This is a genomic window from Arthrobacter sp. TWP1-1, assembly GCF_049897845.1.
Lineage (GTDB): Bacteria > Actinomycetota > Actinomycetes > Actinomycetales > Micrococcaceae > Specibacter.
On the sequence record NZ_JAFCXC010000002.1, the window covers coordinates 517,563 to 543,894 of the forward strand.

Below are 26,332 nucleotides of genomic sequence, written 5' to 3' on the forward strand. Positions count from 1 at the left end.
GATAAGTACCTTGAAGTTACATTCTTATACGACGCAAAATGGCGACCCACAGGGGCCGCCATTTTGCGTGAATCCGGGCTTGTTAGAAGCCGAGCTTGACGAGCTGCTTCGGGTCCCGCTGCCAATCCTTGGCCACCTTCACGTGCAGGTCAAGGTAGATCTTGGTTCCGAGGAGCGCCTCGATGCCCTTCCGGGCATTCGTGCCAACTTCCCGCAACCGGACACCGCCCTTGCCAATGATGATGGCCTTCTGCGAAGGGCGTTCAACGTAAAGGTTCACGCGGACATCCAGCAAGGGGTTGTCCTCCGTGCGGCCTTCACGCGGCAGGATCTCTTCAACCACCACGGCCAGAGAGTGGGGAAGTTCATCGCGGACTCCCTCAAGGGCGGCCTCACGGATCAGTTCCGCAACCATGACGGCCTCGGGCTCGTCGGTCAATTCACCGTCTGGATAGAGGGCCGGTGAAAGCGGCAAGAAATCTGCGAAGACCTTTCCCAAGGTTTCCACCTGGAAATCCTCCACGGCAGAGACGGGAACGACGGCGGCAAAGCCACGTTCGCCAATCACCTCACGCCCCAGCTTCTCAACGGCAATCAATTGATCGGTGACAGCTTGTCGATCCACGGTGTCGGTCTTTGTCACGATGGCAACGACCGGCTTGTTGCCAACCTGTCCCAGCTGTGTAGCAATGTAGCGGTCGCCGGGACCGATCTTTTCATTGGCCGGCAGGCAGAAACCAATCACGTCAACTTCGGAAAGCGTGTCCGCCACCAAATCGTTCAGGCGCTTGCCCAGCAAGGTGCGGGGGCGGTGCAGCCCGGGCGTATCCACCAGGACCAGCTGATAGTTCTCTTTGTGGACGATGCCACGAATCGTGTGGCGGGTGGTCTGCGGTTTGGCCGAGGTGATGGCCACCTTTTGGCCCACCAAGGCGTTCGTCAGTGTTGACTTTCCGGCATTGGGGCGCCCGGCAAGTACAGCAAAGCCGGCGCGGAACCCCTCACCCTTGGCCGTTATGAGGCCTAACTTGGCTTTTGACTTACTCATGATCGCTCCTGTGATGCTGTTCGGTGGGGGTGGTGCCTTCAGTACTGCCGTTCCCGGACTTACTGTCATTCTCGACTGCTTCGGTGGTACTGGCAATGACGTGGCTGACTCTGTTGCGCGAGGGTTCCATCCGCTCGGCCACCAGCAGGATGCCGTTGACCTCCACGCTGTTGCCCACGGATGGAATCTTGCCCAGATGCTTGGCAAGGAAGCCACCTACGGTGTCAACCTCGTCGTCGTCGAGGTCCTTGCCAAAGAGTTCGCCAAGTTCGTCAACAGCCATGCGCGCACGGATCCGGTATCGGCCCTCGCCCAAGCCCTGGACATCGGGGGAAACCGAGTCGTACTCGTCGGCAATTTCGCCCACGATCTCCTCGATCAAGTCCTCCAACGTCACGAGTCCGGCCGTGCCCCCATACTCGTCGACCACAATGGCCACATGGGTTGATTCCAGCTGCAGTTCTTTAAGCAGGTCATCGACGGGCTTTGATTCCGGCACATACCGTACGCTGCGCGCGAGGTGCTCCACCTGCGGGCTGGTTTCGCCATCGGCCAGACGGTGCAAGGTGGCCACAACGTCCTTGAGGTACAGGATGCCCAGTATGTGATCGGCGCTCTCCCCCATAACCGGAATTCGTGAGAATCCGGAACTCAGAAAGACCTCGAGTGCCTCTTCAAGGGTGTCTTCGTGATCAATGCCGACAATGTCGGTTCGGGGCACCATGACGGCGCGCACCATGGTTTCACCCAGATCAAACACGCTCTGGATGAGTTCGGCTTCGTTGTCCTCGATCATTTCTGACTCACTGGCACGGTCAACAAATTCGCGGAATTCCTCCTCAGTGACGAAGCTGTCGTCACCGGTCGGAACGTTCTTGGTGAATGACGCGCCGAGGCGATTAAGCCATTCCGGAATTGGGCCCAAGACCTGGCGCAACAGGTGAATGATCCACGCCGAGCGGCCAACGAGCGCAGCTGCATAGAGGCGTCCCAGCCGGCGCGGTGACACTCCCACCATCATGAAGCCCAACACAGCCATGACGACTGTTGCGATGAGTCCCGCGATCCATTCGTTGCCCAAGAGGCCAACGAGGAATATGGCTACGGCCACGGCGGCGGCCATTTCGGACCAAACCCGCCAGAAGCGTATTGCGTTCAAATGGGCAAGCGGTTCGGCTAAAACTTTTTCCAGCGATGTCCCGCGTCCGTGCGCCGCAACTGTTTCAGGATCGTGGCGCGGAAAGAAATTCAAAGCTGATTCTACGGCGGCAAGGAAGGCCGCGATGGCCGTGAAGAGAACCCCCATGACCGGTAAGGCGACAAGCGTCACTTCATTGTCTCCCGGGGAGCTTCCCTACCGAGGAAGCTGGAAAGGAGTTCACGCTGAATCCCGAACATCTCTTCCTTTTCCTCTGGTTCGCGGTGATCGTAACCCATGAGGTGGAGCATGCCGTGAGTGGAGAGTAGAAGCAATTCCTCTTCCATGGAGTGGCCGGCGGCAACTGCCTGCTCTTGAGCCACTACGGGGCACAGCACGATGTCACCCAGCAGGCCTGCCGGGGTGATCATGGAAGCGGTTCCGGGACGTAGTTCATCCATGGGGAAGGACAAGACATCGGTGGGGCCCGGTTCATCCATCCACTCGATGTGGAGCTTCTCCATGGTTTCCAAGTCGGCCAAGATTACCGATACCTCGGTTTGGGGATGAAGGAACATGGCGTTGAGAACATGCTTGATGAGCCTGACAAGCTCTTCTTGGCGCACCTCCACGCCTGATTCATTATTGATTTCGATGCTCATCGCGAGGTGCTTTCCTTGTGAGTTGTGGGACTGGGATGTGCATCATCCCAATTGTTGTAGGCGCTGACTATGGCCCCCACGAGACGGTGCCGGACCACATCCGTGGCGTCCAGGAGGGCAAAGTGGATATCGTCGACACCCTCTAGAATTTCCCTGACGACACGTAGCCCGGACTTCGTTCCGGACGGCAGGTCAATCTGGGTGACATCGCCGGTGACGACGATCTTCGAGCCAAAGCCCAATCGGGTGAGGAACATTTTCATTTGCTCAGGCGTGGTGTTCTGCGCCTCGTCAAGAATGATGAAGGCATCGTTGAGTGTGCGTCCGCGCATATAAGCCAACGGGGCAACTTCAATGGTTCCGGCCGCCATGAGCCGCGGAATGGTTTCCGGATCCATCATGTCATGCAGGGCGTCATAGAGCGGGCGCAGATACGGGTCGATTTTGTCGTTCAGCGTGCCCGGCAGGAAGCCAAGACGTTCCCCAGCCTCGACGGCGGGGCGGGTCAGAATAATTCGGCTAACTTCTTTGCGCTGAAGTGCCTGAACAGCCTTGGCCATGGCCAGATACGTTTTGCCGGTTCCCGCCGGGCCAATGCCGAAAACCACTGTGTTGCGGTCTATGGAATCGACATAGTCCTTCTGGTTCGCCGTCTTGGGACGAATGGTCCGGCCTCGGCTGGAAAGAATGTCATAGCTAAGGATGTCAACAACGGAGGTTTCAGGGCGGGTGTGCAGCATGGCCACCAGTTGCTCCCATACGCTTGCGCTCATGGGATTGTTGCGAGCCACCATGCCGCGGGCTTCTTCGATCAGGTGCATGATGCGGGGCACGACAGCTACCGGGCCGGAAATGGTCAACACATTCCCGCGGGCCAGGAAGCTCACATCCGGGTAGAGGCTTTCGATAATTCGCAGGCCTTCATCTTCTGCGCCGAGTGCCGCAACCATTTGCTCAGTAGAAAGAAAGTGCACAACTTCTGTGCGTGTTCCATCAACTGAATATGGAAAGTGCTGCCCGGGTCCCTGAGCAGCATATGGATCATGCCGGTTCCCTGTTGTGTCTGCCATAGCCTCGGCCGTACTGGCCTGAAATCTCTCCTTGGGTTTTCCGGTGACTTCCACCGGATAGTTAATATGTAAACCTGTTACCCAATTCTAATGCACAGCTCCGTGGCAGCGATCAAATAGAAATTCTGCCGTGAGCGCATCTTTTAGTCACATCTTGGCAGAAGTGTTTCGATACGGTTTCAGTTCGCTGCCGGACCCCCATTTCCGCGGCATTGTCATCATGTTTTATGCCAAGCTGGTTGAGTTCAAAGTCTTGTGGGGATGCTTGGAACTATTACCAAAGCGCGGCGTCGGTTGATGCCGATCGCCTTCCAACAGCCAAGATTAGCGAGTGATCTGCCCCATGTTTGCCGTCAAATCCGCAGCAACGCGACGCCCCGGCGCCGCTGCTGATGCGTCATTTCGGCAAAACCGCGCCGTGACTCGAATGCGTTTGGTTGACAAGTTTGCCATTCTGGGACTCTCCGTGTCCTTGACCCTCATCGGCTGCACGTCACAAGGTTTGAACCAACCAAGTGTGTCCATGCCCACGAGTAATTCTTCAGTGACGTCGGGATTGGTCACCAACGCACCTTTGGAAACCGCAACCTCTTCGCAGACCCTGCCCGTCTATTGGCTCGGCACCAGCAGTGATGATGTTTTCCTCTATCGGGAATTTTTCCCTGCACAAACTTCTGATGATCCTATCGTGGCCGCACTGCGCGTCATGATGGGAGGCGAAGCGCTCGACCCGGATTATTTCTCCATCTGGAACAACCCGTCAAGGCTCGGCGCCTCCATCTCGGCCAAGAACGTCATTACCATCGACATCTCGGCCGACGCTTTTGGCAACAAGGTCGATGAGGGCATCGCCTCGCGTTCCATCTCCCAATTGGTCTATACAGCAACGGCGGCCGCGGCCATGTCCGGACTCGTTGACACCACAACGTCCATCCAGGTGTCCGTGCTGGTTGACGGGCACACAGGCTATAACGCCTTTGGCCATGTAGTGCTCGACAAGCCACTCACCCGAGACGCAGATTTTATTGCTCCCGTGTGGATCATCGACCCGGCCAATAACAGCAGCTTCAACACGCTCCCGCTAAAGGTGGGCGGCCAGGCCGTCTCCCCCACCGGGAACCTGGCATGGTCCCTGGCCCACGTTGTCGGTGACACCGTCGGCGAGCAGTATCTCAGCGGCACGGTCACCATCCCGCAAGGACCCAACGAATTGGGCGAATTCAGCTTCAACCTTGTCCCGCCGCCCGGCGAGTACCAGCTTTCGGTCTACGTGGAGGACTCTACGGTCCCGGGCAAGAAGCTCGGACTGGACACGAAGCTTGTCACCATCTCAGAACCCAGCACAAAGTAGGCGCTGAGCAGTCCCCCGCCGATTTACCGCTGGCTGGCCTGCTGCCAGCAGACTTACTCCCAGCGGCCAAGTTCCTGGCTGAGAAGAACGACGGCGGCGGGCCCGGCCGTTGAGGAACGCAGAACATGCCGGCCCAAGAGCGCCGTACGCGCCCCGGCGGCTATGAAGGCCTCTACCTCGGCTGAACTCATGCCACCTTCCGGTCCCACGATCATCAGGACACCGCGCTGCCGGACAAGCTCGCTGGTATCGCTGCTGTTGCTGGCCAGCCAGTCGCGGGCAACTTGTGCCACCGAATCCACCGCATCCTCATGCAGGATCAACGCCAGCCCGGCGTCGGCAATCAAATCACAGACGCCCGCGGTGCCCACCAGTGAACCAACCTGGGGAACTGTTGACCTTCTGGCCTGCTTGGCTGCCGCGGCCACCACCTGACGCCACTTCTCTGCGCCTTTGAGTACCTTGTCCATCTTCCAGCGGACAATGGAGCGCTCCGCCTGCCACGGCACAACGGCATCAATGCCCAGCTCGGTGGCCATCTCGATGGCCAACTCGTCGCGGTCACCCTTAGCCAAGGCCTGGACCAGGGTGAACCCGATAGCAGGTGCACCTTCCTGGACCACTGTTTCAACCAGTACCGTCAAAGTGGCCTTGTCAGCGCTGGTGACGGTGCAGACTAACCGCACTCCGGCGCCGTCGCACACGTCAACCGGCTCTCCTGCGCTCAGGCGTTTGACGGTCGCGGCATGGCGCCCCTCGGCGCCGTCCAAGGTGAAGTGCACACCGGGGACCAGGCCGGCGAGTTGTTCCGGGGTGGCATAAAAGACCGGGTTGCTCATGATCTTTAGAGGTTGCCGAGCTTGTCGCGGAGCTTGGCGAACATGCCGCCGCTGGTGACCAGCTTGCCCTCGGTGTAGCTTTCACCGCGCAGGGCGGCGAGCTGCTTAAGGAGCTCTTCCTGCGCCGCGTCCGGCTTGGTGGGCGTCTCGACGTGGATGTGCACCTTCAAATCACCTCGGCCGAATCCACGCAGGTGGGTCACGCCCAGGTTGCGCAGATTGATGGTTTCCCCAGCTTGGGTGCCGGGCTTGATGCTGATGGGCTGCTCGCCGTCGAAGGTCTCGAACGTGAGCTCGGTGCCAAGTGCCGCGGCGGTCATGGGGACGCTGAGCGTGGCGTGCAGATCGTCGCCCTCACGCAGGAAAGCGGGATCGTTGTTGACCTTCATCTCAACATAGAGATCACCGGCCGGGCCACCTGCGGGGCCCACTTCGCCCTGGCCACCGAGCTGGATGCGTGTGCCGGTGCTGACACCTGCGGGAACCTTGATGGTGAAGGCACGGCGGTTGCGCACGCGGCCGTCACCCATGCATTCGTTGCAGGGGTCAATGATCATGGTGCCGAAGCCCTGGCAGGAGTTGCATGTGGCCACCGTCATGACGTTGCCAAGGATGGAGCGCATGGGTCGCTGGACCTGGCCGCTGCCGTGGCAAATATCGCAGGTGGTGGGTGAGGTGCCCGGGCGGCAGCAGCTGCCGTCGCAGGTGGGGCAGATGACAGCGGTATCGATTTCAAGTTTCTTGTTGACGCCGAAGACTGCTTCGCGCAGCTCAACCCGGACCGTGATGAGCGCGTCCTGGCCGCGACGGGTACGCGATGCCGGACCGCGGCCGCCACCTCCTCCGCTGCCACCGAAGAAGGTCTCGAAGATGTCCTGGAAAGCGAATCCGTCCCCGCCACCGTAATTGCCGCCGCCGCCACCGTTGTCGTTGCCATTTTCGTTGCCGGTGGTGTCATAGACGCGGCGCTTCTGTGGATCCGAAAGGACCTCATAGGCGTGGGTGACCACCTTGAAACGGTCTTGCGCATCTGGTTCGTCGTTGACGTCCGGGTGCAGCTTACGCGCGAGCTTGCGGTACGCCTTCTTGATTTCCTCGGCTGTTGCGTCGCGGGTGACGCCCAATGCGTCGTAGTGATTGCTCAAAATGTTGCTCTCTTTACGTGGAAACGGTGGCCGTTTAGCCGGCCAAAATTCTAGAAAGGTACTGTGCCACTGCGCGCACGCTGGACATGGTGTTGGGGTAATCCATCCGAGTGGGGCCAACTATGCCCAACTTGGCGGTTTCCCCAGGACCGTAACCGGCCGCCACGACTGACGCTTCTGACAGCGAATCATGGGGGTTTTCCCGGCCGATCACTACCGCCATGCCGAGCGAATCCTGAGCCATGGCTTCAAGGAGGCGCAGCAGCACCACCTGTTCTTCCAAGGCATCAAGGACGGGACCGATACTCAGAGGAAAATCATTGTTGGAACGGGCAAGGTTGGCCGTTCCGGCCATGACGATCCGGTCTTCCCTAGCGTTGCGGGCCAACAAGGCCAGCCCCTGGGCCAGCCGTGAGGCGGGCCCTTGTTCCGCATGCGGCACCGTGAGGGGGATCCTGATGACTGCGTCGGGGAGCATGGAGACAGCGAGTCCGCTCAGGCCGGCCAGGAACACCTGGCGGAGCCCGGCCAACGCTGCATCATCGAGCGTTGCACCAACGTCGATGACATTTTGCTCAACTTTTCCCGAAGCCAAGATCAAGACGATCAGAACCTGGCGGGCGGCCAAAGACACAAACTCAATGTGCCGCACGGTTGCCGCAGCAGAACGGGGGTACTGCACCACGGCGACCTGGTTGGTCAGGTGGGCCAGTGCGCGGACCGTCCGTTCGAGGACGTCGTCAAGATCTGTCGATCCCTCAAGGAGCACCGAAATTGCTCGGCGCTCGGCGGCCGAAAGCGGCTTGACGGAGGAAATTTGGTCGACAAAGATTCGGTAACCCTTGTCGGTGGGAATGCGCCCGGAGCTGGTGTGAGGTGCGGTGATCAGCCCCTCCTCCTCCAATGCGGCCATGTCGTTACGGATCGTGGCGCTCGAGACACCCAAATGGTGCCGTTCAACCAGAGCCTTGGAGCCGACGGGCTCACGTGTATGTACATAGTCTTCGACTATGGCCCGAAGGACTTCCAACTTCCGTGGTTCACTCACGCCCGGCACCTCCTGTCAATGGCCTCTAGCACTCTACCCAATCAAGTGCTAAGTCTAATACTTTTTCGACAGGCCGACCCGTGGCTGCAAGCTGCACCAATGCACGGAATTGAACACATTGACCGGTTAGCATGGGTTTTCACCCGGTAGTGTTCGCCATGAGCGTTGCCACGAGTTCGGATAGTTAAGGTTTTTTCGTGCAATACGAGCAATGGGGACCCCAGGATCTCAGTGCCCCCGCCCAGCGGACGCTGCGCAAGGTTGAGGCCCGCGGTGGGCTGGTTGTTGAAGAGGTGCAGACCGGCTGGGTAGGTGCCGTGGTGCGACTGGAGAAGTCCGGCGGCATGCACATCGTGGAGTTGGCCGATCGCAGAAACAAGGTACGTGCCTTCCCGCTGGGCTTCGGCTTCCTCCTCGAAGGGGAGCCGATCGAACTCATCGCACCGGTTCTGAGCGCTCCCAAGACGACGATGCGCACGGCATCCGGCTCGGTGAAGGTCGCTGATGTTCGGGCCAAGGTGGCCAAGGCCAGCCGTATCTGGGTCGAGGGCAAGCACGACGCCGAATTGGTCGAGAAGGTCTGGGGAGACGATCTCCGGGTGGAAGGCATTGTCGTTGAGCCCCTACGCGGCATCGACGACCTGACTGCCGCCGTGGCCGATTTCTCCCCAGGCCCCACCCGAAGGCTTGGAATTTTGGTGGACCATCTTGTGCCCGGATCCAAAGAAACCCGCATTGTGGCCAATCTCATGAACACGCCCGGCATGAGCAAGAATGTGCTGGTGGTTGGCCACCCCTATGTAGACGTCTGGCAGGCCATCAAACCCGGCACCCTTGGCATCCCGGCATGGCCTGTTGTCCCGAGATCCATGGAGTGGAAGCTGGGAATCCTCAAGGCTTTCGGTTGGCCGCACACCACCGCGGAGGACATCGGACTTGGCTGGCAACGGCTGCTTTCACGCGTCAATTCGTACTCAGATCTGGAGCCATCGCTCCTGGGCAGGGTGGAAGAGGTCATCGACTTCCTCACGGCACCCGTATCCTAGTGACAGAGGTTGGTTTTGTTCCGGCCCGCAGTTTTCGCTTGGTGAAAGGCCAGTCATTGTGAGTCATCCTGTTAACCGAATCAGCGGTGCACCCCAACAGCCCCTTACACCTTCCGAGGACAAGCAGTGGGCGTTCATCTCCCATTGCGGCGGAATTCTTGGCTGTGTCCCGTCACTTTTGATTTACAAGCTGCTGGGCCCGCGTGGCCGCTTCACGGCGCAGGAATCCTTGGAAGCGCTCAACTTCACGTTGCCGCCGACCATCATCGCCATATTCCTCAACGTGCTGGCCCTGATCTTTTCCTTCTTCATTCCGGCACTCGGCTCGGTTTTGTCCATGCTGGCACTGCTCGTCTGGATTTTCCTGACGGTGTTCTCGGTCATCGCCGCCATCCGCGTCAACCGCGGCCAGCCGCACCGGTACTCCTGGAACATGCGCTACTTCAAGTAACTTTTTAAAGCAAAAAGTCCGACGGCGTTCCACCCACCTAGGTGGGTGGAACGCCGTCGGACCTTTGTGTGAAAACCTAATCCAGCAGCGCCCTGGTAACGGCGTCGCCAAGGAGGCGGCCCTTCAGGGTCAGAACCAGGGTTCCGGCGAAAGCCTTGAGTGGATCCACAAGTTCCTGCGCGATCAGCCCGGCCACTGCCTTGCGGGCAGCGGGGCTGAGCTCGTTGATGGCCAAGCCTTCAACGAGCCGAGACGTGAGCATGATGCGTTCCATCTCCCGGGTATCGGCATCCAGAGTTTCGCGTCCGGCTGCCGGCGATTCGCCCTTGTCCAGGCGGTTCGCATAAGCGGTGGGGTGTTTGACGTTCCACCAGCGCACGCCGCCCATATGGGAGTGCGAGCCGGGCCCGATCCCCCACCAGTCGTCCCCGCGCCAGTAGGCCAGATTGTGCTGGCACGCATCCTCGGGTGTCCGCGACCAGTTGCTGACCTCATACCAAGACAAGCCGGCTTCCTGGAACAGGGCGTCGGCAAGCTCGTACTTCACGGCGTGATCGTCGTCGTCAATATTGGGCACCTGGCCGCGGCGAATCTGGGCCGCCAGCTTGGTGCCATCCTCGACGATGAGCGAATAGGCCGAAATGTGGTCCGGCTCGTAGCTCAGCGCCGTCCGCACGGAAGTTTCCCAGTCCGCGATGGACTCCCCCGGCGTGCCATAGATGAGGTCAACGCTCACATTGAGCCCAACCTCACGCGCCCAGGCAACAGCCTGCGGGACCCGATCGGGATTGTGAGTCCGATCCAAAACCTTCAAAACATGAGGCACCGCCGACTGCATGCCGAACGACACACGGGTGAAGCCGCCGTCGAACAGTTCCTGCAGGGATTCCTTCGTGACCGAGTCCGGGTTCGCTTCAGTCGTGACCTCGGCGCCGTCCTCAAGTCCCCACTGCTTCACGGCTGCACCGAGAATGCTGGTGAGGTCGCTGGCCGGCAGGAGCGTGGGCGTACCGCCACCAAAGAACACGGTGCTGAGCTTGCGCGGCGGCATGCCAGAGGCCACCATGGCGCGGGCGGCAAACTCCACCTCGCGCACCGCGGTGGCCGCGTAGGCGTCCTGAGAGGCACCGCCGCCAAGCTCCGTGGCCGTGTAGGTGTTGAAGTCGCAGTAGCCGCAGCGCACAGCGCAGAACGGGATGTGCGCGTACAGGCTGAACTTGCGGTCCGCCGCGCCGACGGCAGCCTGCGCGGGCAGGATACCGTCGGCCGGGGCCGGATCCCCGAGGGGCAGAGCGCTCGGGGTCACTTCTTTGACTTGTCCTTTGGCGCTTCCGCGGTGGTCAAGGCAGCGATGAAGGCTTCCTGCGGGACTTCTACGCGTCCCACCATCTTCATGCGCTTCTTGCCTTCCTTCTGCTTCTCCAGCAGCTTGCGCTTACGGGAGATATCGCCGCCGTAGCACTTGGCCAAGACGTCCTTACGGATGGCGCGAATGCTTTCGCGGGCAATAATGCGTGCACCGATGGCGGCCTGGATGGGCACCTCAAACTGCTGGCGCGGGATGAGCTCGCGCAGCTTGCCGGTCATCATGACACCGTAGGCGTAAGCCTTGTCGCGGTGGGTGATGGCGGAGAAAGCATCAACCTGCTCACCCTGGAGCAGGATGTCGACCTTGACCAGATCGGCGACCTGATCGCCGTCGGCCTTCCAATCCAACGAACCGTAACCACGGGTCTTGGACTTCAAGATATCGAAGAAGTCAAAGACAATCTCAGCCAGCGGCAAGCGGTAGCGGATCTCCACCCGGTCCTCGGAGAGGTAGTCCATGCCACCGAGGATGCCTCGACGGGTCTGGCACAGTTCCATGATGGCGCCAACAAATTCGGTCGGGGCCAGAATGGTGGCCGCAACCATGGGCTCGCGCACCTCGGCGATCTTGCCCGAGGGGTATTCGCTGGGGTTGGTTACGTGGACAACCTTTTTATCTTCCAGCGTGACCTCGTACTCCACGTTGGGGGCAGTGGAGATCAGGTCAAGGTTGTGTTCGCGCTCCAGGCGCTCACGCGTGATTTCAAGGTGCAGAAGGCCAAGGAATCCCACACGGAAACCAAAGCCCAGCGCCGCCGAGGTTTCGGGTTCGTAGATGAGCGCGGCGTCATTGAGCATGAGCTTTTCGAGCGCATCACGCAGCACCGGATAATCGGTGCCGTCCATGGGGTACAGGCCGGAGAAGACCATGGGCTTGGCGTCGTGGTACCCGGACAAGGCCTCCGTGGCGGGCTTGTTGAACGTGGTGACGGTATCGCCAACCTTTGAAAGGCGCACGTCCTTCACGCCCGTGATGAGGTAACCAACTTCGCCGACGCCGAGACCCTTGGAGGGCTTGGGCTCGGGTGAGCTGACACCAATTTCCAACAGCTCATGCGTAGCGCGGGTTGACATCATCTGAATTTTTTCGCGCGGGCTCAGGCTGCCGTCAATGACACGAACGTACGTGACAACGCCGCGGTAAGTGTCATACACGGAATCGAAGATCATGGCGCGGGCCGGGGCGTTGGGATCGCCAACAGGCGCCGGCAGCTCACGAACAATCTGGTCCAACAGCTCTTCAACGCCGGCGCCGGTCTTACCGGAAACCATCAGGACGTCTTCAGGCTTACCGCCGATGAGGTTGGCCAATTCTGCGGCATACTTCTCGGGCTGCGCGGCCGGCAGGTCAATCTTGTTCAACACCGGGATGATGGTGAGGTTGTTTTCCATGGCCAGGTACAGGTTGGCCAACGTCTGAGCCTCGATACCCTGTGCGGCGTCCACCAAAAGGATGGCGCCTTCGCACGCGGCGAGCGAACGGGAGACCTCGTAGGTGAAGTCAACGTGGCCCGGGGTGTCGATCATGTTCAGGCAGTAAGCCGTGCCATCGAGTTCCCACGGAATTCGAACAGCCTGGGACTTGATGGTGATGCCGCGTTCGCGCTCAATATCCATGCGGTCAAGGTATTGCGCTTTCATGTCACGCTGCTGAACCACTCCAGTAAGTTGGAGCATCCGATCGGCCAGGGTTGATTTACCGTGGTCAATGTGCGCGATGATGCAGAAGTTCCTGATGATCGCCGGATCAGTCGCGGCGGGCACCGGGGCAGTGCGGGCCATGGGTGACACTAGGGTTCCTTACTGTTGCATGAACGCAGGGATAACGGCTGATGCGCCGAACCGTGCAGGAGGTTGTGTCCGTGCATTACGCGCACGGTCACTCATTGCCTCCAAGTCTCCCACGAATAGGTGCCCGGTCGAGAACCGGCGGACCCGTTTCCCGGCACTCTTCGCTAGTCTGGGAACCATGTCTTCTACATCCGACCGCATTTTCAAGCTCCTTCGCTCCCTGGTAGGGGCCTTGCTGACCCCTGGCAAGACCACACAACCCAAGGGCACGGCACCTCGGACCAAGCCGTCCAATTCGCGCTCCGGCACCCGTTCGACGTCGGGCAGTGGCACTGGCGTTGGCACAACCGGCCTGAGCTCGCCTTATCCGGGAGACTTTTCCGGCACCTCAACGGTGTCGTACGCTCCCAAGCCCGACGGCGCCGCCGACCCCGGCGAAATCGTCTGGACATGGGTCCCCTACGAAGAGGACCACAGCCAGGGCAAGGATCGGCCAGTTCTGATTGTTGGCCGTTCCGGCAAACGGCTGCTGGCGCTCATGCTCACGAGCAAGGACCACAGCAGCGACCACCGCGGCGACAACGATTACATCGACATCGGCACGGGCCCCTGGGACCGACAGGGGCGGCCCAGCGAGGTCAAGCTGGACAGGATCTTGCAGGTCTCTCCGGGCGATTTGCGTCGCGAGGGAGCTGTCCTGGATGCCCAGCGTTTCGCGTTCGTTGCCAGCGGTCTGCGGAGCCGACACGGCTGGAAATAATCCAGTTCCTCGAAGGTTCGTTTCTGATAGACTGGTGAACAGTGTGTATCCGTGCAGGTCGGCGGATGCAGCAGCTTGACCTGACGTTCACCATAATTCGAGCATCCCCACGCCGCTGTCAACGGTCAAGCTACGCCCTCTACGACCGAATTTACGTATCAAAAGAGAGTTATACATCGTGGCTAATATCAAGTCTCAGAAGAAGCGCATCCTGACCAACGAGAAGTCGCGTCAGCGCAACCTCGCCGTTCGTTCAGGCGTCAAGACCGCTGTCCGTGCAGTCAACGTGGCAGTAATCGCAGGCGACAAGGATGCAGCAGTAGCCGCATTTGTAAATGCCGGCCGCAAGCTGGACAAGGCTGTCAGCAAGGGCGTCTTGCACGCCAACAACGCTGCCAACCGCAAGTCAGGTCTCGCCGCGAAGGTTAACGCCCTCTAGGAGAAGCCGACCCGCTTCGCAACTCAACGTTGGGCCCCCACTGCAAAGTGGGGGCCCAACGTCTTTAATAACTGAAACGACTTTAATAACTGAAATCTTGGCCTAGAACTCAAGGCGCAGTTTTCGGGCTAGCGCTGGTCGGCGGTGGCGTCTAGCGCCGAGCGGCCGTGGCGATCACTGTCACGGCGTGCTCCACGGCATACACGGGATCCTTCGCCTCACCCTTGACCTGGGCGTCCGTTTCGGCCAAGACCTTGATGGCCGTGACGAGTGCCGGCCCAGTCCAGTGTCCGGCGTCGCGCCGGGCTGCGTCCACCTGCCAAGGCGACATGCCCAGATCCCTAGCCAATTGCGCCGAGCTGCCTCGTAGCGAGAACACCTTTGCCACTTGGCGCACCTTCATGGCAAGAGCCGCGACCAAGGGAACCGGATCCACCCCGGTGGCCAGTGCGTGCCTCAGCGTTGACAGGGCCACCGGTCCATTACCCGCCAGCGCCGCATCCGCCACGCGGAACGCGGTAGCCTCGACACGGCCGCCATAGTACTTATCGACGTCGTCGGAGCTGACCATCCCAGAGGTATCGGCGATGAGTTGGGAACAAGCAGCAGCAAGCTCGGACAGGCTCGCACCCACTGCAGCTACGAGGGCCCGCACAGCTTGGGCGTCGATCCGTCGCCTGGCAAGAGTAAATTCCGCGCTGACGAACTGAGTCTTTTCGGCGTCCTTTTTCAACGGTTGACATTCAACGCGCGGTACACCAAGTGCCTTCAGCGCATCGAGAAGCTTTTTGCCACGGACACCACCCGCGTGCAGCAGCAACAGGGTTACATCCGGTGCGGGGTCCTTGATGTAGGCCAGGGCGTCCTGCAGGAAATCGTCGCTCATGGTTGCCAGAGCGGCAACTTCAATCAGCTTGGGCTCACTGAATAACGACGGGCTGGTCACCATACCAAGCTGCCCGGCCGTGTAGTGGGCAGCATCGAGGGACGTTAGCTCCAACTCTGGATTCTGTGCCCTCAATTTTCGGCGCACGTCATCGACAGCCCTGCTCGCAATAAAGTCTTCGGGACCGAAGATCAGCACCACCGGCGCCAATGGCACATCCCGCCAGTCACTGCCCCCGGCTGCCCGCTGGGGAGTTCTCGCTGCACTCACTGATGCGTTCCTGTCCATGTACTTTCACAGCTGGCATTATTCACGTCCTCTACTGTGCCACCACCACCCGGCGATTCCCAACCGGGAGATCTCGGCCACCTCATGGCTCCTTAGCTGATAGCTTCACAGTCTCACAGCTTCACCAGGGCGGCGGTCCACCACATTGAGGCGGTGCCCGCCACAACAACGATTGCGCCAAAGCCACAACCTCGGCGCCAACGGGCCGGCAGGTACGCCAGCACGCGACCGGCAGCCGCACTAGCTCTTTGCCGCTCCACGACGGCAACCAAGGCGAGCAAAACGGCAGCGTTCAACAAGGCCATGAGCAGCATGCCCTGAACACCCTCGGGCCACGGCAAACTCGCCGCTGGCAGGCCGCTCATAAAACGTGCGACGGCGGAAACCCACCAGGCGCCCACGCCGCTCACTCCAGCGCAAAGGATGGCTAGGGGCGGGGCGATAGCCGCCATGACCAGACCGATCGTGCCCACCGTGGTCACCAGAGCTATGACAGGAGCCACCACCATGTTGGCCGGAATCGTATACACGGTCAGCCGGGCCTGCAGCAGCACAATCACCGGGGAACAGAATAGTTGGGCGGCCAAGGGAATGGCCACGGCCTGGGCCAGCCACAGAGGCATCAATGCGCTGAGCCATTTCACGCAGCGCTGGCCCACCAGGTGCAGTCCAAGCGTGGCCAGAACCGAAAGGATAAATGCGTAGTCCCTCGCGAGCCACGGATCATTCAGAAGCAGAACCAGGATGGCCACCGACAGCAGGGCTCCGATTCTCTTGGGCCTCCCGCCAAGAATCGCCATAGCCCCGATAGTTCCCATGACGGCGGCTCGCAGGACACTGGGATCAGGACCAACCACCATTACGAAGCCCGCCAGCCCCAGCATTGATGCCGCCACAGCTACAGCTCTGGGCGCTCTTGCGGTGCGCAGTGCCAGCATGAGCGAGGCGAGAACGAGTGTGCAATTCGCTCCGCTGACCGCCGTGAGGTGCGTCAGTCCGACAGTCTTCATGGAGTCATCGAGCGAGGTGTCCATGCCGCTGCGATCACCCATGACCATACCGGGCAGCAACCCTGCCGCGTCGAGTGACCTGGTGCCCCACACATCATGAACAACCGCAACCCACGACGTTCTGATCGCCGTGACAACCTTTTGCGAGCTGTCGCCCTGTGCGCTCACCTCCATGGGCTCGGTGCTGGGCCGCAACACACCTGCAGCCTTCTCTCCCGAACTCGCGGGCGATATCTTCCCCGCCGTAACCGCACTATCCCCCGGTTGCACCCCGCCCCACTCCTGCTTCGCGAACACCATGATGTTCATCCGTCCCGTCAAGAGCCTTCCGTGGGCAGTGGCTTGCAGAACGACGGCGTCGAAGGCCACCTGCGGCGGTCCGTGGCCGGAATCCATGGACCGCGGCATGCTGGTTACTTCCAGGGTCAGCGCCAGGTCTTCGCCCTGCGCCGCTGCGGCAGCGATTGGAGAAGCCGCCGCGACATGTAGCTGCAGAGCGACCGCCACGAGCAGAGCCAGCACACACGCTGCTGCCAGGATGAGGGTGGATCCAGATGCGGTGGCAGCCTTGCGGCGGCGTCTGAACCTCCACCACAGCCCCGCAGCCGCCATGATGGCGCTCAATCCCGCAGCGGCCGCAACGACCCGCCGCTCGGGCTGGGTGATGGCGATCGCAGCGGCCGACCACGTCGCCACGACGGCGGGCAGCAGCCTGATATCCGGACGATGCCGCACCACCTCATCGAGCTGTTCCACGGCGGCCAGTCGAGTACGGATGGAATGTGCGTGGTACTTCAGCCAACGATGAAGCCGGCCGATCACCGGTGTGGGTGGAGTTGGATGGGGCGTTGGTGCCTCAACTGCGGCCCGTGTGTAGCGCGCCCACCTCGGACTCTTGGTGCTCATGACACCGTCACCAAGTCACGCAACCCGGCAAGAAGCTTGGGGCCAATCCCGGTCACCGCATTGAGTCCTTCGACAGACGAGAATGAGCCGTGATCCGTGCGCCATGCGACTATTCGTTCGGCCAGAACGGGCCCGACTCCGGGCAGCGCTTCAAAATCTGCTGCGGTGGCCGTATTGAGATTGACCAGCCCCTCCCCTTGGGCACCAGGGACAGCGCCGCTTTCAGGCCCCGTCCCGACACCGGGCACGGCCATGGAAGCGGCCTCTTCCTTGGTCGGCACCAGGATTTGCCCGCCGTCGCTCAGAGGTGCCGCAAGGTTCAGTGCGGATAGGCCAGCGTCCGGCAGGGCTCCCCCGGCTGCGTCGATGGCCTGAAAAACACGGCTCCCTTGGGCCAAGGTGAAAACACCAGGGTTCTTCACAGCGCCAACAACATGAACCACAACGCTGGATCCCGGCGAAGAGTCTCCCGGCAAAGAAGATCCCGGACTGGCCGGTACTGACGCAGCTTCCGTCGCTGCCACCGCCACCGAGGGTAGGACCTCACCCACGGGCGGAACCGCCACCTTCCCGGCACCATCGCTTGATAGCTGCGCGGATGCCCCTTGGACGCCTGCTGCCTCGACCCAGAGCACTCCTAACGCAGCCGCAATCATGGCGAGCACCACAACAAGCGCCCGCAGGGAAACCACCCACCGAGGGCCCTGCAGTCGCCCATGGCGGCGGGAAACTTCCGCCAGCCTTCGCGGCGTCCACTCGCCGCCATCTCCACTCATAATGCAACGGTAGATCCTTCGGCGCCAGCGGAAACCAGCCCAAAGTCCAATTGTGGAGAGCCGAGTCCCTCACTCCTGCTGTGGAGGAACTCCGTGACTAAGCTGGCAGATCCGGATGCAGCGCATCGGCAACAACAATGACCAGTACGCCAAGACCCGCATGGGCAGCCAGCACGGCCGGGAGTCTCGTCAGGGTCGAGGCGGCCAAGGTTGGTGATGCAGCCTTGAGCGAATCAACAACTGCACGTCCCTGATCTTCATTGCCGAAATGGTGGACGCTCACTTGTGTCCGCGAGGCGCCTCTTGCCCCGATGTCGGCGGTAGCCAGGGACTCCAATCTGGCAATGGCCTTGGCCGCAAATCGGACCCTTTCCAGTGGAACCACGGCACCGTCCTTGATGCCAAGGATGGGCTTGATGTCCAGCACCGTCCCTAGCCACGAGGACGCCATGCTGATGCGTCCCCCACGCCGCAGTTGCTCCAAACTCGGTACGTAAAAATACACGGCCGTGTTACTTACAGCACGAGTGGCCGCCTTGAGTACCTCGTCAGCCGCCTCACCTCGCAACGCTGCCGCCACGGCCGCCTGAACTCCGACTCCTTGCCCCATGCCCACGGTTCCCGTGTCAAACACTTCAACGGGGATAGCCGAACGCTGGGCTGCTAACAAGGCGGCTTCTAAGGTGCCCGATAGCTTTCCTGAGATATGCAAGGAGACCACCGCAGTGACGCCTGCCTCGGCGGCAGTCTTGTAGGCACGCTCGAATTGGCCCGGCGAGGGTCGGGAGGTCTTGACCGACTTCCCCGCAGCCAAGGCAAGGGAGATATGGGCTTCGAGTTCGGCGTCGTCATCTGAATAAACGTCCTGGCCGATAATGACCGGCATGGGCACCACCGTCAGCAACCCGTGGGCCGAAAGTTCCGCCACCCATTCAGGGGGCAGGGCCGCAGCCGAATCAGTCACGACCGCGACGGTTGGCTTGGGCGGCGGCAGGACTCCCTGTTCTTCGGCCTTTGCGCCGCCAGCGTGAGGGCGCAGGCGTTGAACCTGTTGGCGCAGCCATTCTCGTGCTGCTGCACGCTCTGTCATGACCAACCCCCTCGAACTGTCCCTGTTACGCAAATTACGCAAAAGTGCCTTCCCTGCCAAGAGCAAGGAAGGCACTTTGACTACTGCGTCTACTGTGGCTTGTCTTTTCCTAGGCCGGAACGATATTGACCAGTTTAGGCGCACGAACGATCACCGTGCGGATACCGCGGCCATCAAGTGCCTTCTGGACAACGGCAGAGGCCAAGGCCAATTCGCGCAGCTCGTCCTCGGAGATGTCGGGTGAGACCTCCAGACGGTCCTTAACCTTGCCCTGGATCTGCACAACGGCAGTGACGCTCTGCTCCACCAGAAGCGCCTCATCCACTGCGGGGAAGCCCGCGTTGGCTACTGAGGCCGGGTGACCCAACGTTTCCCACATGTCCTCTGCCGTGTAAGGCGCAAAGAGACTCAGCACAATGGCTACGGCCTCGGCGGCTTCACGCACGGCGGGATCCTTGGCGCCGGCGCCTGAATCGATGACCTTACGCGTGGCGTTGACCAGCTCCATGAGCTTGGCCACCACAACATTGAACTTGTGGCCTTCCAGCAAGGCCTTCGCCTCGTGGACGGTGCGGTGGGTCAGTGAACGCAGCGTGGCGTCGCCGGTGGCCGGGTCAGTGCCCGGCTCGCTGTCAACGTCACGGCCCAGACGCCAGGCGCGGGCCAGGAATTTCGCCGAGCCCGACGGCGAAACATCCGCCCAGTCGACGTCGTCCTCCGGCGGGCCGGCGAAGACCATGGTCAAGCGAACGGCGTCGACGCCAAACTTGTCCAGCTGCTGCCCTAGGTCAACACCGTTGCCGAGGGACTTGCTCATGGCCTTGCCGCCGTTGAGTACCTGACCCTGGTTCAACAGCGCGCTGAACGGCTCGGTGGCCTCCAGCATGCCCATGTCGTGGATGACCTTCGTGAAGAAGCGGGCGTACAGCAGGTGCAAAATTGCGTGCTCGACGCCGCCCACGTACTGGCCAACAGGCATCCAGTCGTTGACCTTGGCCGGGTCAAAGGGACCCTCGGTGTAGTCAGGTGAGACGAAGCGCAGGAAGTACCAGGACGAGTCAACAAACGTGTCCATGGTGTCGGTGTCGCGCTTGGCGGGCTTGCCACACGTTGGGCAATCAACGTTGACCCAATCAGCGACGGCGGCCAGCGGTGAGGTGCCCTTCGGCGAAAGGTCCTCGCCACGGAGGTTGTCCGGCAGGCGAACCGGCAGCTGATCGTCAGGGACGGGGACCTCGCCGCAATCGGCGCAATGGATGATGGGAATGGGGGCGCCCCAGAAACGCTGACGGGAAAGCAGCCAGTCACGCAGGCGGAAGTTCACGAACTTCTCACCCGTGCCCAGCTTTTCTAGGATCTCAATGGCTGCGGGGATACCCTCGGACTTGGAGAGACCATCGAGCTCGCCGGAGTTGATCAGCGTGCCCTCACCGGTTGAGGCCACGCCGGTTTCGGCCGGATCTTCCATGCCGGTGTCCAATACTGCGCGGACGGGCAGGTCAAAGGCCTTGGCGAAGTCGAGGTCGCGCTGGTCGTGGGCAGGAACGGCCATGATGGCACCCGTTCCGTAGTCGGCCAGAACGTAGTCGGCGGCCCAGACGGGCAGCTTCTCACCCGTCAGCGGGTTGATGGCGTAACGGCCCGTGAACACACCTGTCTTGGGGCGGTCAGTTGCCTGGCGTTCGATGTCACTGAGCGCCTTGACCTGCTCGCGGTATTCGCTCAATGCTTCGGCGTGCTCGCCGGTCACCAGATCCAGTGCCAACGGGGCATCTGCGGCCACAACGAAGAACGTTGCCCCGTACAGGGTGTCCGGGCGGGTGGTGAAGACTGTCAGTTCCTGCTGCGGCTTTTCCTCGCCGGCGGCTTCGATCACGAATGTGACATGAGCACCCTCGGAGCGGCCGATCCAGTTCTTCTGCATGGCCAGCACTCGGTCAGGCCAGTGGCCCTTGAGCGCGTCCATGTCATCCAGGAGGCGGTCGGCGTAATCGGTGATCTTGAAGTACCACTGGTTCAGGGACTTCTTGGTAACAATGGTGCCGCAGCGTTCGCAGGCGCCGTTGACTACCTGTTCGTTCGCCAGCACCGTCTGGTCAGTGGGGCACCAGTTAACGGGTGAGTTCTTGCGGTAGGCCAAGCCACGCTCGTGGAAACGCTTGAAGAGCCACTGGGTCCACCGGTAGTACTCGGGATCGGAGGTCTGCAGGCGGCGCGACCAGTCAACCGAGATGGCGTAGCGCTTGAACGACTCCGCCTGGGTGTCGATGTTGGCGTAGGTCCACTCGCTGGGGTGGGTATTGCGCTTGATGGCGGCGTTTTCGGCGGGCAGTCCGAAGGAGTCCCAGCCGATCGGGTGCAGCACGTCATAGCCCAGCTGGCGCCAGTAGCGCGAGACCACATCGCCCATGGCAAACGCCTCGGCGTGACCCATGTGCAGGTCACCTGAGGGGTAGGGGAACATGTCAAGGACGTAGCGGCGTTCCTTCGACCCGTCGTCAAGGGGCGTGAAGACCTTCAATTCATCCCAGATGGCCGGCCATTTGGCTTCCATCGAGGCGAAACTGTAGACGCCCTCTTCGCTGTTCTCTTCAGTCTGCGACTGCACGCTCACGTACCCTGCCTTTTCATTCATCAATGGCTTCTTGCACCTTCGTACCCTTTACACACAAAAGCCCCTCGACATAGCAAGGGGCGGCCGCAACGGGAGGTTGCGGCTATGTAAGGAGAAGGTTTGTATGCACTCCTGTACTTTATCGCACTTGCCGAATTTAATACCACAGGACCCTCGTGATCCTCGCCGCCGCGGCTCCAAAGTTAAAGCACGACGGCGGGAGCTCACCTTTCGTGTGAAAGGTGAGCTCCCGCCGTCGGGCGTCAGGTGTTACTGGTGTTACTTCACGTCCTCGTCAACCCAGTCCATGGACTTGGTGACGGCCTTCTTCCAGAGACGCATCTGGCGATCGCGCTCGGCGGGTTCCATGTTCGGTTCCCAGCGCTTGTCCTCGGACCAGTTTGAGGACAGCTCGCCGAGGTCCTTCCAGAAGCCCACGGCCAGACCCGCCGCGTAGGCAGCGCCCAATGCAGTGGTTTCGGTGACCTTCGGACGGATCACCGGCACGCCGAGGATGTCGGCCTGGAACTGCATGAGTGCATCGTTGGCGACCATGCCGCCGTCGACCTTCAACTCCGTCAGGTCCACGCCGGAATCAGCGTTGACGGCGTCAAGAACTTCGCGGGTCTGGAAAGCCGTGGCTTCCAAGGCTGCGCGGGCGATGTGGTTCTTGTTGACGAAGCGGGTCAGACCCACAATCGCACCGCGGGCATCTGCACGCCAGTACGGTGCGAAGAGTCCGGAGAATGCGGGGACGATGTAAACGCCACCGTTGTCCTCCACCGCAGCGGCAAGCTCCTCCACCTCAGGGGCGGACTTGATCATGCCGATGTTATCGCGCAACCACTGGATCAAGGATCCGGTCACAGCGATGGAGCCTTCCAGCGCGTAGTGCGGTGCGGCGTCGCCAAGCTTGTAGCCAAGCGTGGTGAGCAGCCCGTTCTTCGAGTGGACGATTTCTTCGCCCGTGTTGAAGATCAGGAAGCAGCCGGTGCCGTACGTGTTCTTGGCTTCGCCCTGGTTGAACGCAGCCTGACCGAACGTTGCGGCCTGCTGATCGCCCAGAATACCGGCAACGGGAACTTCGCGCAGCAGCTGGCTGCCGTGCACGTGGCCGTAGACCTCGGAGGAGGACTTGATGGCCGGCATCATGGACTTCGGCACACCGAAGATGGCCAGGATCTCTTCATCCCACTGAAGGGTTTCCAGATCCATGAACAAGGTACGGGAAGCGTTGGTGACATCGGTGATGTGAACACCGCCGTCCGTTCCGCCCGTAAGGTTCCAGGTGACCCAGCTGTCGGTGTTGCCGAAGAGCAGGTCCCCGGCTTCAGCCTTGGCCCGTGCACCCTCAACGTTGTCAAGGATCCACTTAATCTTGGTTCCCGAGAAGTACGTTGCAAGCGGCAGTCCGACTGTCTGCTTGAAGCGTTCAACGCCACCATCGGCGGCTAGCTCGTCAACGATGTCCTGTGTGCGAGTGTCCTGCCACACGATGGCGTTGTAGACGGGAACGCCCGTGGTCTTGTCCCAAACAACAGCAGTTTCGCGCTGATTGGTGATGCCGACGCCGACGATGTCATGTCGGGTCAGGTTTGCCTGAGCCAGCGCGGTACCGATGACCTCGCGGGTGTTGTTCCAAATCTCAGCGGCGTCATGCTCAACCCAGCCGGCCTTCGGGAAAATCTGCTCGTGTTCCAGCTGACCGGTGGAAACAATGTTTCCATCGTGGTCAAAGACAATTGCCCTGCTGCTGGTGGTGCCTTGATCAATCGCGATTACATATTGAGACATCATTGTTTCCTTATCTTAGGTACTGCAGAAGCTGGCAGAGGTTAGGCTACGGCGGCTAGCAGGTCAGGCATCCACTGGCTCATCAAACCACCCAGTGCACCACCAATCAACGGTCCTACAACCGGCACCCAGGCGTAGCTCCAGTCGCTGGAACCCTTGCCCTTGATAGGCAGCAAGGCGTGGGCGATGCGCGGGCCGAGGTCACGTGCCGGGTTGATGGCGTAACCGGTGGGTCCACCGAGAGATGCACCAATACCTACAACGAGCAGGGCAACAGGCAACGGGCCAAGTCCGGCAACTCCGCCACCGAAGTGGAGGATGACGAAGACCAGAACAAAGGTGCCGATGATCTCGGTGACCGTGTTCCAGCCATAGCTGCGGATGGCCGGACCGGTGGAGAAGACGCCCAACTTGTTGGCGGCAACCGGCTCATCATCGAAGTGCTGCTTGTAGGCCAACCAACATGCCACAGCTCCGATGAAGGCACCGAGCAATTCCGCACCAAAGTACGTCAAGGTCGATGCGAATGAAACTGCAACGTTGGGCGCATATTCGTCGGCTCCACTGGAAAGAATTCCAACGGTCACGGCCGGGTTCAGGTGAGCACCTGACTTGGCAGCTACGAAGACACCGGCCATGACGGCCAGGCCCCAGCCCCAGTTGACGAGGAGGAATCCGCCAGCATTGCCTTTGGTTCCCTTCAAAGCAACGTTTGCTACGACACCGCAACCCAGCAGGGTCAGCAACATGGTTCCCATCACTTCGGACAGGAACACTATTCCAAGAGACATCTTTGACTCCTTAGTTGTTTATTTATTTACTAGAGGCACACATCCGTGTGTGACTCTCTTGAGCCCCCTTTGCCCCCAGAGGCTAACTAGGCAATCAAGCTTTGTACCTGGACACCGTGGAAACGGTCCAGAATATCGATGGCGTGGCTGATTTCCTCAGCCACCTTTGCGTCATTCCAACCCAACGGGCCGGCCAAGGCGGCAGCGGTCTCGGCGAGCAATTCGCTGGTGACCAAGCCGCGGAAGGCCAGCGAGGTGCGGCGGATCATGACGTCAATGAGGTGGCCAATTTGTTCGTTCTCCACCATGAAGGCGACCTCGCGGTCGCTCAGTTCTGCGGTGGAGTCGAAGACGGTATCCGTACCTTCTGCCAGGTAGCCAAGGACGGTCTCTGCGCGGGTTCCATAGCGGGTCAGGAGTACACCGGCACGGGCAGCATCAACGGAATCGCTCGTGTGGGACGCGATCCAGGCTTCGATACCGGCAGGAGTTGCCGGGAAGTTGACGCCACCACCAATGGGAAGTTTCGCCGTCGAGGTTTTCCTCGATGCGCCCAGGATGGCAAGGACGTCATTCGTCATGTGCTCGGACAAGGCGCGGAACGTGGTCCACTTGCCACCAACGAGGCTCAGCACGGGAACCGAGGAACCGGCAATGGTGCGGTCTGCGCGTTCAATCCGGTAGTCGCGTGAAACGAAACCGGGAGCGGTTGCGTCGTGGCGCGGCAGCGGGCGTACACCGGCAAAGCTGTAGACGATTTCATCGCGGGTGACCAGGATATTCGGGAACACGTGACCAACGAGGTCGAAGAAGTAATCGATTTCCTCGTCGGTGCAGACGGCGTCCTTGGTCATGTCGGCGTTGACGTCGGTGGTCCCCACCAGCACGCGGTCACCCATGGGGTAGATCAGGACGATGCGGCCATCGGTGTGCTCGAAGAAGATTTCGCGACCCTTGCAGGCTGCCAGCAGCTCGGGGTGGTCAAGGACGATGTGCGAACCCTTGGTGCCGCCCATGAAGCTAGTGCCTGCACCGATGGCGGTGTTGGTCATATCGACCCAGGCGCCTGTGGTGTTGATGATGACGTCGGCCGTGAACGTGAACGTTTCGCCCGTCAGCTGGTCGGTGAGCTCAACGCCGTCGTCCTTGACTGCTGTCATGGCGAGGTAGTTGGTGGCACGGGCCTTGGCGTCAGCGGCGTTGGAATCAGCGGCGTTGGACACGCCCGAAAGACCGGCCTTTTCACCGTCCTGCAGCACATCAAGGGTGAGGCGCTCGGGATTGTGCACGGAAGCGTCATAGTAGGTGGCCGCGTACTTGATGTTCGCGGGCAACTGGGGAAGCTCGGCAAGTGCCTTCTTGCGGCCCTTGAACTCGTGGCGGGGTACGGTGCCGCCGTCACGCGAGAAGGCATCGTAAAGTGACAGGCCGACCTTGATCAAGAACGCACCGCGCTCCTGAGGCTTACCCTGCTTGTGGGTCAGGAAACGCATGGGGGCACTGAGGATGCCCGAGAAAGTGCTGAAGATGGGAATCGTGGTCTGCAACGGCTTGACGTAGTGGGGTGCGATCTTCAGCAGCCCATTGCGCTCAACAACAGATTCCTTCACGAGACGGAACTCGCCATTTTCCAGGTAGCGAATGCCACCGTGGATCATGTGTGAAGAAGCGCCGGACGCACCCTGGCAGTAGTCGCCACGCTCAACGAGCGCCACATCAATGCCCTGCAGTGCAAGGTCACGGAACGTGCCCACACCGTTGATTCCGCCACCGACGATCAAGACCTTGGCGTTCGGACGCGCCTTTAACGCCTCCACCTGCGGCCGCACGACCAACTGCACGTCCTCGGAATCTTGATTCTTGCCAGTGTTACCTAGGATTCTCACTTCGACCTCATTCGAGTCCCGTTGATGTGCGCATTACGCGCCTGTTCCCACTATTCTTTGAATAATTGGAAAATATAGTCAACATGGCTGCACAAACGTGCAGAAAGGGTCTGGATCACATGCCGTCCAAGCGGA

At 60.6% G+C, this 26,332-nt stretch carries 22 protein-coding genes; 5 read left to right on the plus strand and 17 right to left on the minus strand.

Going from position 1 to position 26,332, the window contains the following annotated elements:
* Nucleotides 1-82 precede the first annotated feature (82 nt).
* From era to ACP7B9_RS05710, 4 genes are read right to left on the minus strand one after another with little or no spacing between them, the layout of a single operon-like run.
* Complete coding sequence (gene era / locus ACP7B9_RS05695) at nucleotides 83-1,048, minus strand: GTPase Era (protein ID WP_425861545.1); 966 nt, start codon at nucleotides 1,046-1,048, stop codon at nucleotides 83-85.
* Nucleotides 1,041-2,378, minus strand: coding sequence for a hemolysin family protein (locus ACP7B9_RS05700; RefSeq protein WP_425861547.1), 1,338 nt, complete (start codon nucleotides 2,376-2,378; stop codon nucleotides 1,041-1,043). Before ACP7B9_RS05700 ends, era begins: the two co-directional genes overlap by 8 nt.
* Nucleotides 2,375-2,848 (minus strand): rRNA maturation RNase YbeY, encoded by a 474-nt coding sequence (ybeY, locus tag ACP7B9_RS05705; protein WP_425861549.1) that lies wholly within the window; start codon nucleotides 2,846-2,848, stop codon nucleotides 2,375-2,377. The genes ACP7B9_RS05700 and ybeY overlap by 4 nt, the downstream gene beginning before the upstream one ends.
* Nucleotides 2,845-3,918, minus strand: a complete 1,074-nt coding sequence (locus ACP7B9_RS05710; protein WP_425861551.1) for a PhoH family protein — start codon at nucleotides 3,916-3,918, stop codon at nucleotides 2,845-2,847. Before ACP7B9_RS05710 ends, ybeY begins: the two co-directional genes overlap by 4 nt.
* 331 nt (nucleotides 3,919-4,249) lie before the next feature.
* Here ACP7B9_RS05710 and ACP7B9_RS05715 point away from each other — a divergent pair, with 331 nt between their 5' ends.
* Nucleotides 4,250-5,269: a GerMN domain-containing protein gene (locus ACP7B9_RS05715; RefSeq protein ID WP_425861553.1), complete on the plus strand. Its 1,020-nt coding sequence runs from the start codon at nucleotides 4,250-4,252 to the stop codon at nucleotides 5,267-5,269.
* 53 nt (nucleotides 5,270-5,322) lie between these two features.
* Here the strand turns inward: ACP7B9_RS05715 and ACP7B9_RS05720 are convergent, their stop codons facing one another.
* The 3 genes from ACP7B9_RS05720 to hrcA are packed head-to-tail and all read right to left on the minus strand — an operon-like array spanning nucleotide 5,323 to nucleotide 8,301.
* A complete protein-coding gene (locus ACP7B9_RS05720) occupies nucleotides 5,323-6,108 on the minus strand; it encodes a 16S rRNA (uracil(1498)-N(3))-methyltransferase (protein WP_425861555.1) in 786 nt (261 codons plus the stop codon).
* A 5-nt stretch (nucleotides 6,109-6,113) separates the two neighbouring features.
* On the minus strand, nucleotides 6,114-7,253 hold the full coding sequence (dnaJ, locus tag ACP7B9_RS05725; protein ID WP_425861557.1) for a molecular chaperone DnaJ: 1,140 nt from the start codon (nucleotides 7,251-7,253) through the stop codon (nucleotides 6,114-6,116).
* Between the two features lie 34 nt (nucleotides 7,254-7,287).
* Complete coding sequence (gene hrcA, locus ACP7B9_RS05730; protein ID WP_425861559.1) at nucleotides 7,288-8,301, minus strand: heat-inducible transcriptional repressor HrcA; 1,014 nt, start codon at nucleotides 8,299-8,301, stop codon at nucleotides 7,288-7,290.
* Between the two features lie 197 nt (nucleotides 8,302-8,498).
* On the opposite strand from hrcA, the gene ACP7B9_RS05735 reads away from it, so the two are divergent.
* Both ACP7B9_RS05735 and ACP7B9_RS05740 read left to right on the plus strand, forming a co-directional pair.
* Nucleotides 8,499-9,347, plus strand: coding sequence for a DUF3097 domain-containing protein (locus tag ACP7B9_RS05735; RefSeq protein WP_425861561.1), 849 nt, complete (start codon nucleotides 8,499-8,501; stop codon nucleotides 9,345-9,347).
* A gap of 58 nt (nucleotides 9,348-9,405) precedes the next feature.
* Entirely contained in the window at nucleotides 9,406-9,798 is a 393-nt protein-coding gene (locus ACP7B9_RS05740; RefSeq protein WP_425861563.1) for a DUF4870 domain-containing protein, read from the plus strand.
* Nucleotides 9,799-9,874: 76 nt separating this feature from the next.
* Here the strand turns inward: ACP7B9_RS05740 and hemW are convergent, their stop codons facing one another.
* Entirely contained in the window at nucleotides 9,875-11,104 is a 1,230-nt protein-coding gene (hemW, locus tag ACP7B9_RS05745) for a radical SAM family heme chaperone HemW (protein WP_425861565.1), read from the minus strand.
* On the minus strand, nucleotides 11,101-12,957 hold the full coding sequence (lepA, locus tag ACP7B9_RS05750) for a translation elongation factor 4 (RefSeq protein ID WP_425861567.1): 1,857 nt from the start codon (nucleotides 12,955-12,957) through the stop codon (nucleotides 11,101-11,103). Before lepA ends, hemW begins: the two co-directional genes overlap by 4 nt.
* Nucleotides 12,958-13,135: 178 nt before the next feature.
* On the opposite strand from lepA, the gene ACP7B9_RS05755 reads away from it, so the two are divergent.
* Together ACP7B9_RS05755 and rpsT are read left to right on the plus strand one after the other, a co-directional pair.
* Nucleotides 13,136-13,717, plus strand: coding sequence for a type II toxin-antitoxin system PemK/MazF family toxin (locus ACP7B9_RS05755; RefSeq protein WP_425861569.1), 582 nt, complete (start codon nucleotides 13,136-13,138; stop codon nucleotides 13,715-13,717).
* A gap of 178 nt (nucleotides 13,718-13,895) precedes the next feature.
* Complete coding sequence (gene rpsT / locus ACP7B9_RS05760; protein WP_425861571.1) at nucleotides 13,896-14,156, plus strand: 30S ribosomal protein S20; 261 nt, start codon at nucleotides 13,896-13,898, stop codon at nucleotides 14,154-14,156.
* 151 nt (nucleotides 14,157-14,307) lie between these two features.
* Here rpsT and holA read toward each other — a convergent pair whose 3' ends face one another.
* The 8 genes from holA to ACP7B9_RS05800 all read right to left on the minus strand — a co-directional run bounded on the left by holA (nucleotide 14,308) and on the right by ACP7B9_RS05800 (nucleotide 26,197).
* Nucleotides 14,308-15,330 (minus strand): DNA polymerase III subunit delta, encoded by a 1,023-nt coding sequence (gene holA, locus ACP7B9_RS05765; RefSeq protein ID WP_425861572.1) that lies wholly within the window; start codon nucleotides 15,328-15,330, stop codon nucleotides 14,308-14,310.
* A 113-nt stretch (nucleotides 15,331-15,443) separates the two neighbouring features.
* Nucleotides 15,444-17,246: a ComEC/Rec2 family competence protein gene (locus tag ACP7B9_RS05770; RefSeq protein ID WP_425861574.1), complete on the minus strand. Its 1,803-nt coding sequence runs from the start codon at nucleotides 17,244-17,246 to the stop codon at nucleotides 15,444-15,446.
* Nucleotides 17,243-18,022, minus strand: a complete 780-nt coding sequence (locus ACP7B9_RS05775; protein WP_425861575.1) for a helix-hairpin-helix domain-containing protein — start codon at nucleotides 18,020-18,022, stop codon at nucleotides 17,243-17,245. The genes ACP7B9_RS05770 and ACP7B9_RS05775 overlap by 4 nt, the downstream gene beginning before the upstream one ends.
* A 97-nt stretch (nucleotides 18,023-18,119) precedes the next feature.
* On the minus strand, nucleotides 18,120-19,112 hold the full coding sequence (locus ACP7B9_RS05780; RefSeq protein WP_425861576.1) for a DegV family protein: 993 nt from the start codon (nucleotides 19,110-19,112) through the stop codon (nucleotides 18,120-18,122).
* 109 nt (nucleotides 19,113-19,221) lie between these two features.
* Nucleotides 19,222-21,726, minus strand: a complete 2,505-nt coding sequence (gene leuS, locus ACP7B9_RS05785; RefSeq protein ID WP_425861779.1) for a leucine--tRNA ligase — start codon at nucleotides 21,724-21,726, stop codon at nucleotides 19,222-19,224.
* 279 nt (nucleotides 21,727-22,005) lie between these two features.
* Nucleotides 22,006-23,520, minus strand: coding sequence for a glycerol kinase GlpK (glpK, locus tag ACP7B9_RS05790; protein WP_425861577.1), 1,515 nt, complete (start codon nucleotides 23,518-23,520; stop codon nucleotides 22,006-22,008).
* 41 nt (nucleotides 23,521-23,561) lie between these two features.
* The gene (locus ACP7B9_RS05795) at nucleotides 23,562-24,311 is read right to left on the minus strand and encodes an MIP/aquaporin family protein (protein WP_425861579.1); all 750 of its coding nucleotides are present in this window, start codon (nucleotides 24,309-24,311) and stop codon (nucleotides 23,562-23,564) included.
* Between the two features lie 86 nt (nucleotides 24,312-24,397).
* A complete protein-coding gene (locus ACP7B9_RS05800; protein ID WP_425861581.1) occupies nucleotides 24,398-26,197 on the minus strand; it encodes a glycerol-3-phosphate dehydrogenase/oxidase in 1,800 nt (599 codons plus the stop codon).
* Nucleotides 26,198-26,332 lie beyond the last annotated feature (135 nt).

Bases quoted from the DNA above. Each gene is read 5' to 3' on its own strand.
- era (WP_425861545.1), bottom strand. From the start codon at position 1,048: ATGAGTAAGTCAAAAGCCAAGTTAGGCCTCATAACGGCCAAGGGTGAG.
- ybeY (WP_425861549.1), bottom strand. From the start codon at position 2,848: ATGAGCATCGAAATCAATAATGAATCAGGCGTGGAGGTGCGCCAAGAA.
- ACP7B9_RS05710 (WP_425861551.1), bottom strand. From the start codon at position 3,918: ATGGCAGACACAACAGGGAACCGGCATGATCCATATGCTGCTCAGGGA.
- ACP7B9_RS05720 (WP_425861555.1), bottom strand. From the start codon at position 6,108: ATGAGCAACCCGGTCTTTTATGCCACCCCGGAACAACTCGCCGGCCTG.
- ACP7B9_RS05755 (WP_425861569.1), top strand. From the start codon at position 13,136: ATGTCTTCTACATCCGACCGCATTTTCAAGCTCCTTCGCTCCCTGGTA.
- holA (WP_425861572.1), bottom strand. From the start codon at position 15,330: ATGGACAGGAACGCATCAGTGAGTGCAGCGAGAACTCCCCAGCGGGCA.
- ACP7B9_RS05770 (WP_425861574.1), bottom strand. From the start codon at position 17,246: ATGAGCACCAAGAGTCCGAGGTGGGCGCGCTACACACGGGCCGCAGTT.
- ACP7B9_RS05775 (WP_425861575.1), bottom strand. From the start codon at position 18,022: ATGAGTGGAGATGGCGGCGAGTGGACGCCGCGAAGGCTGGCGGAAGTT.
- ACP7B9_RS05780 (WP_425861576.1), bottom strand. From the start codon at position 19,112: ATGACAGAGCGTGCAGCAGCACGAGAATGGCTGCGCCAACAGGTTCAA.
- glpK (WP_425861577.1), bottom strand. From the start codon at position 23,520: ATGTCTCAATATGTAATCGCGATTGATCAAGGCACCACCAGCAGCAGG.
- ACP7B9_RS05795 (WP_425861579.1), bottom strand. From the start codon at position 24,311: ATGTCTCTTGGAATAGTGTTCCTGTCCGAAGTGATGGGAACCATGTTG.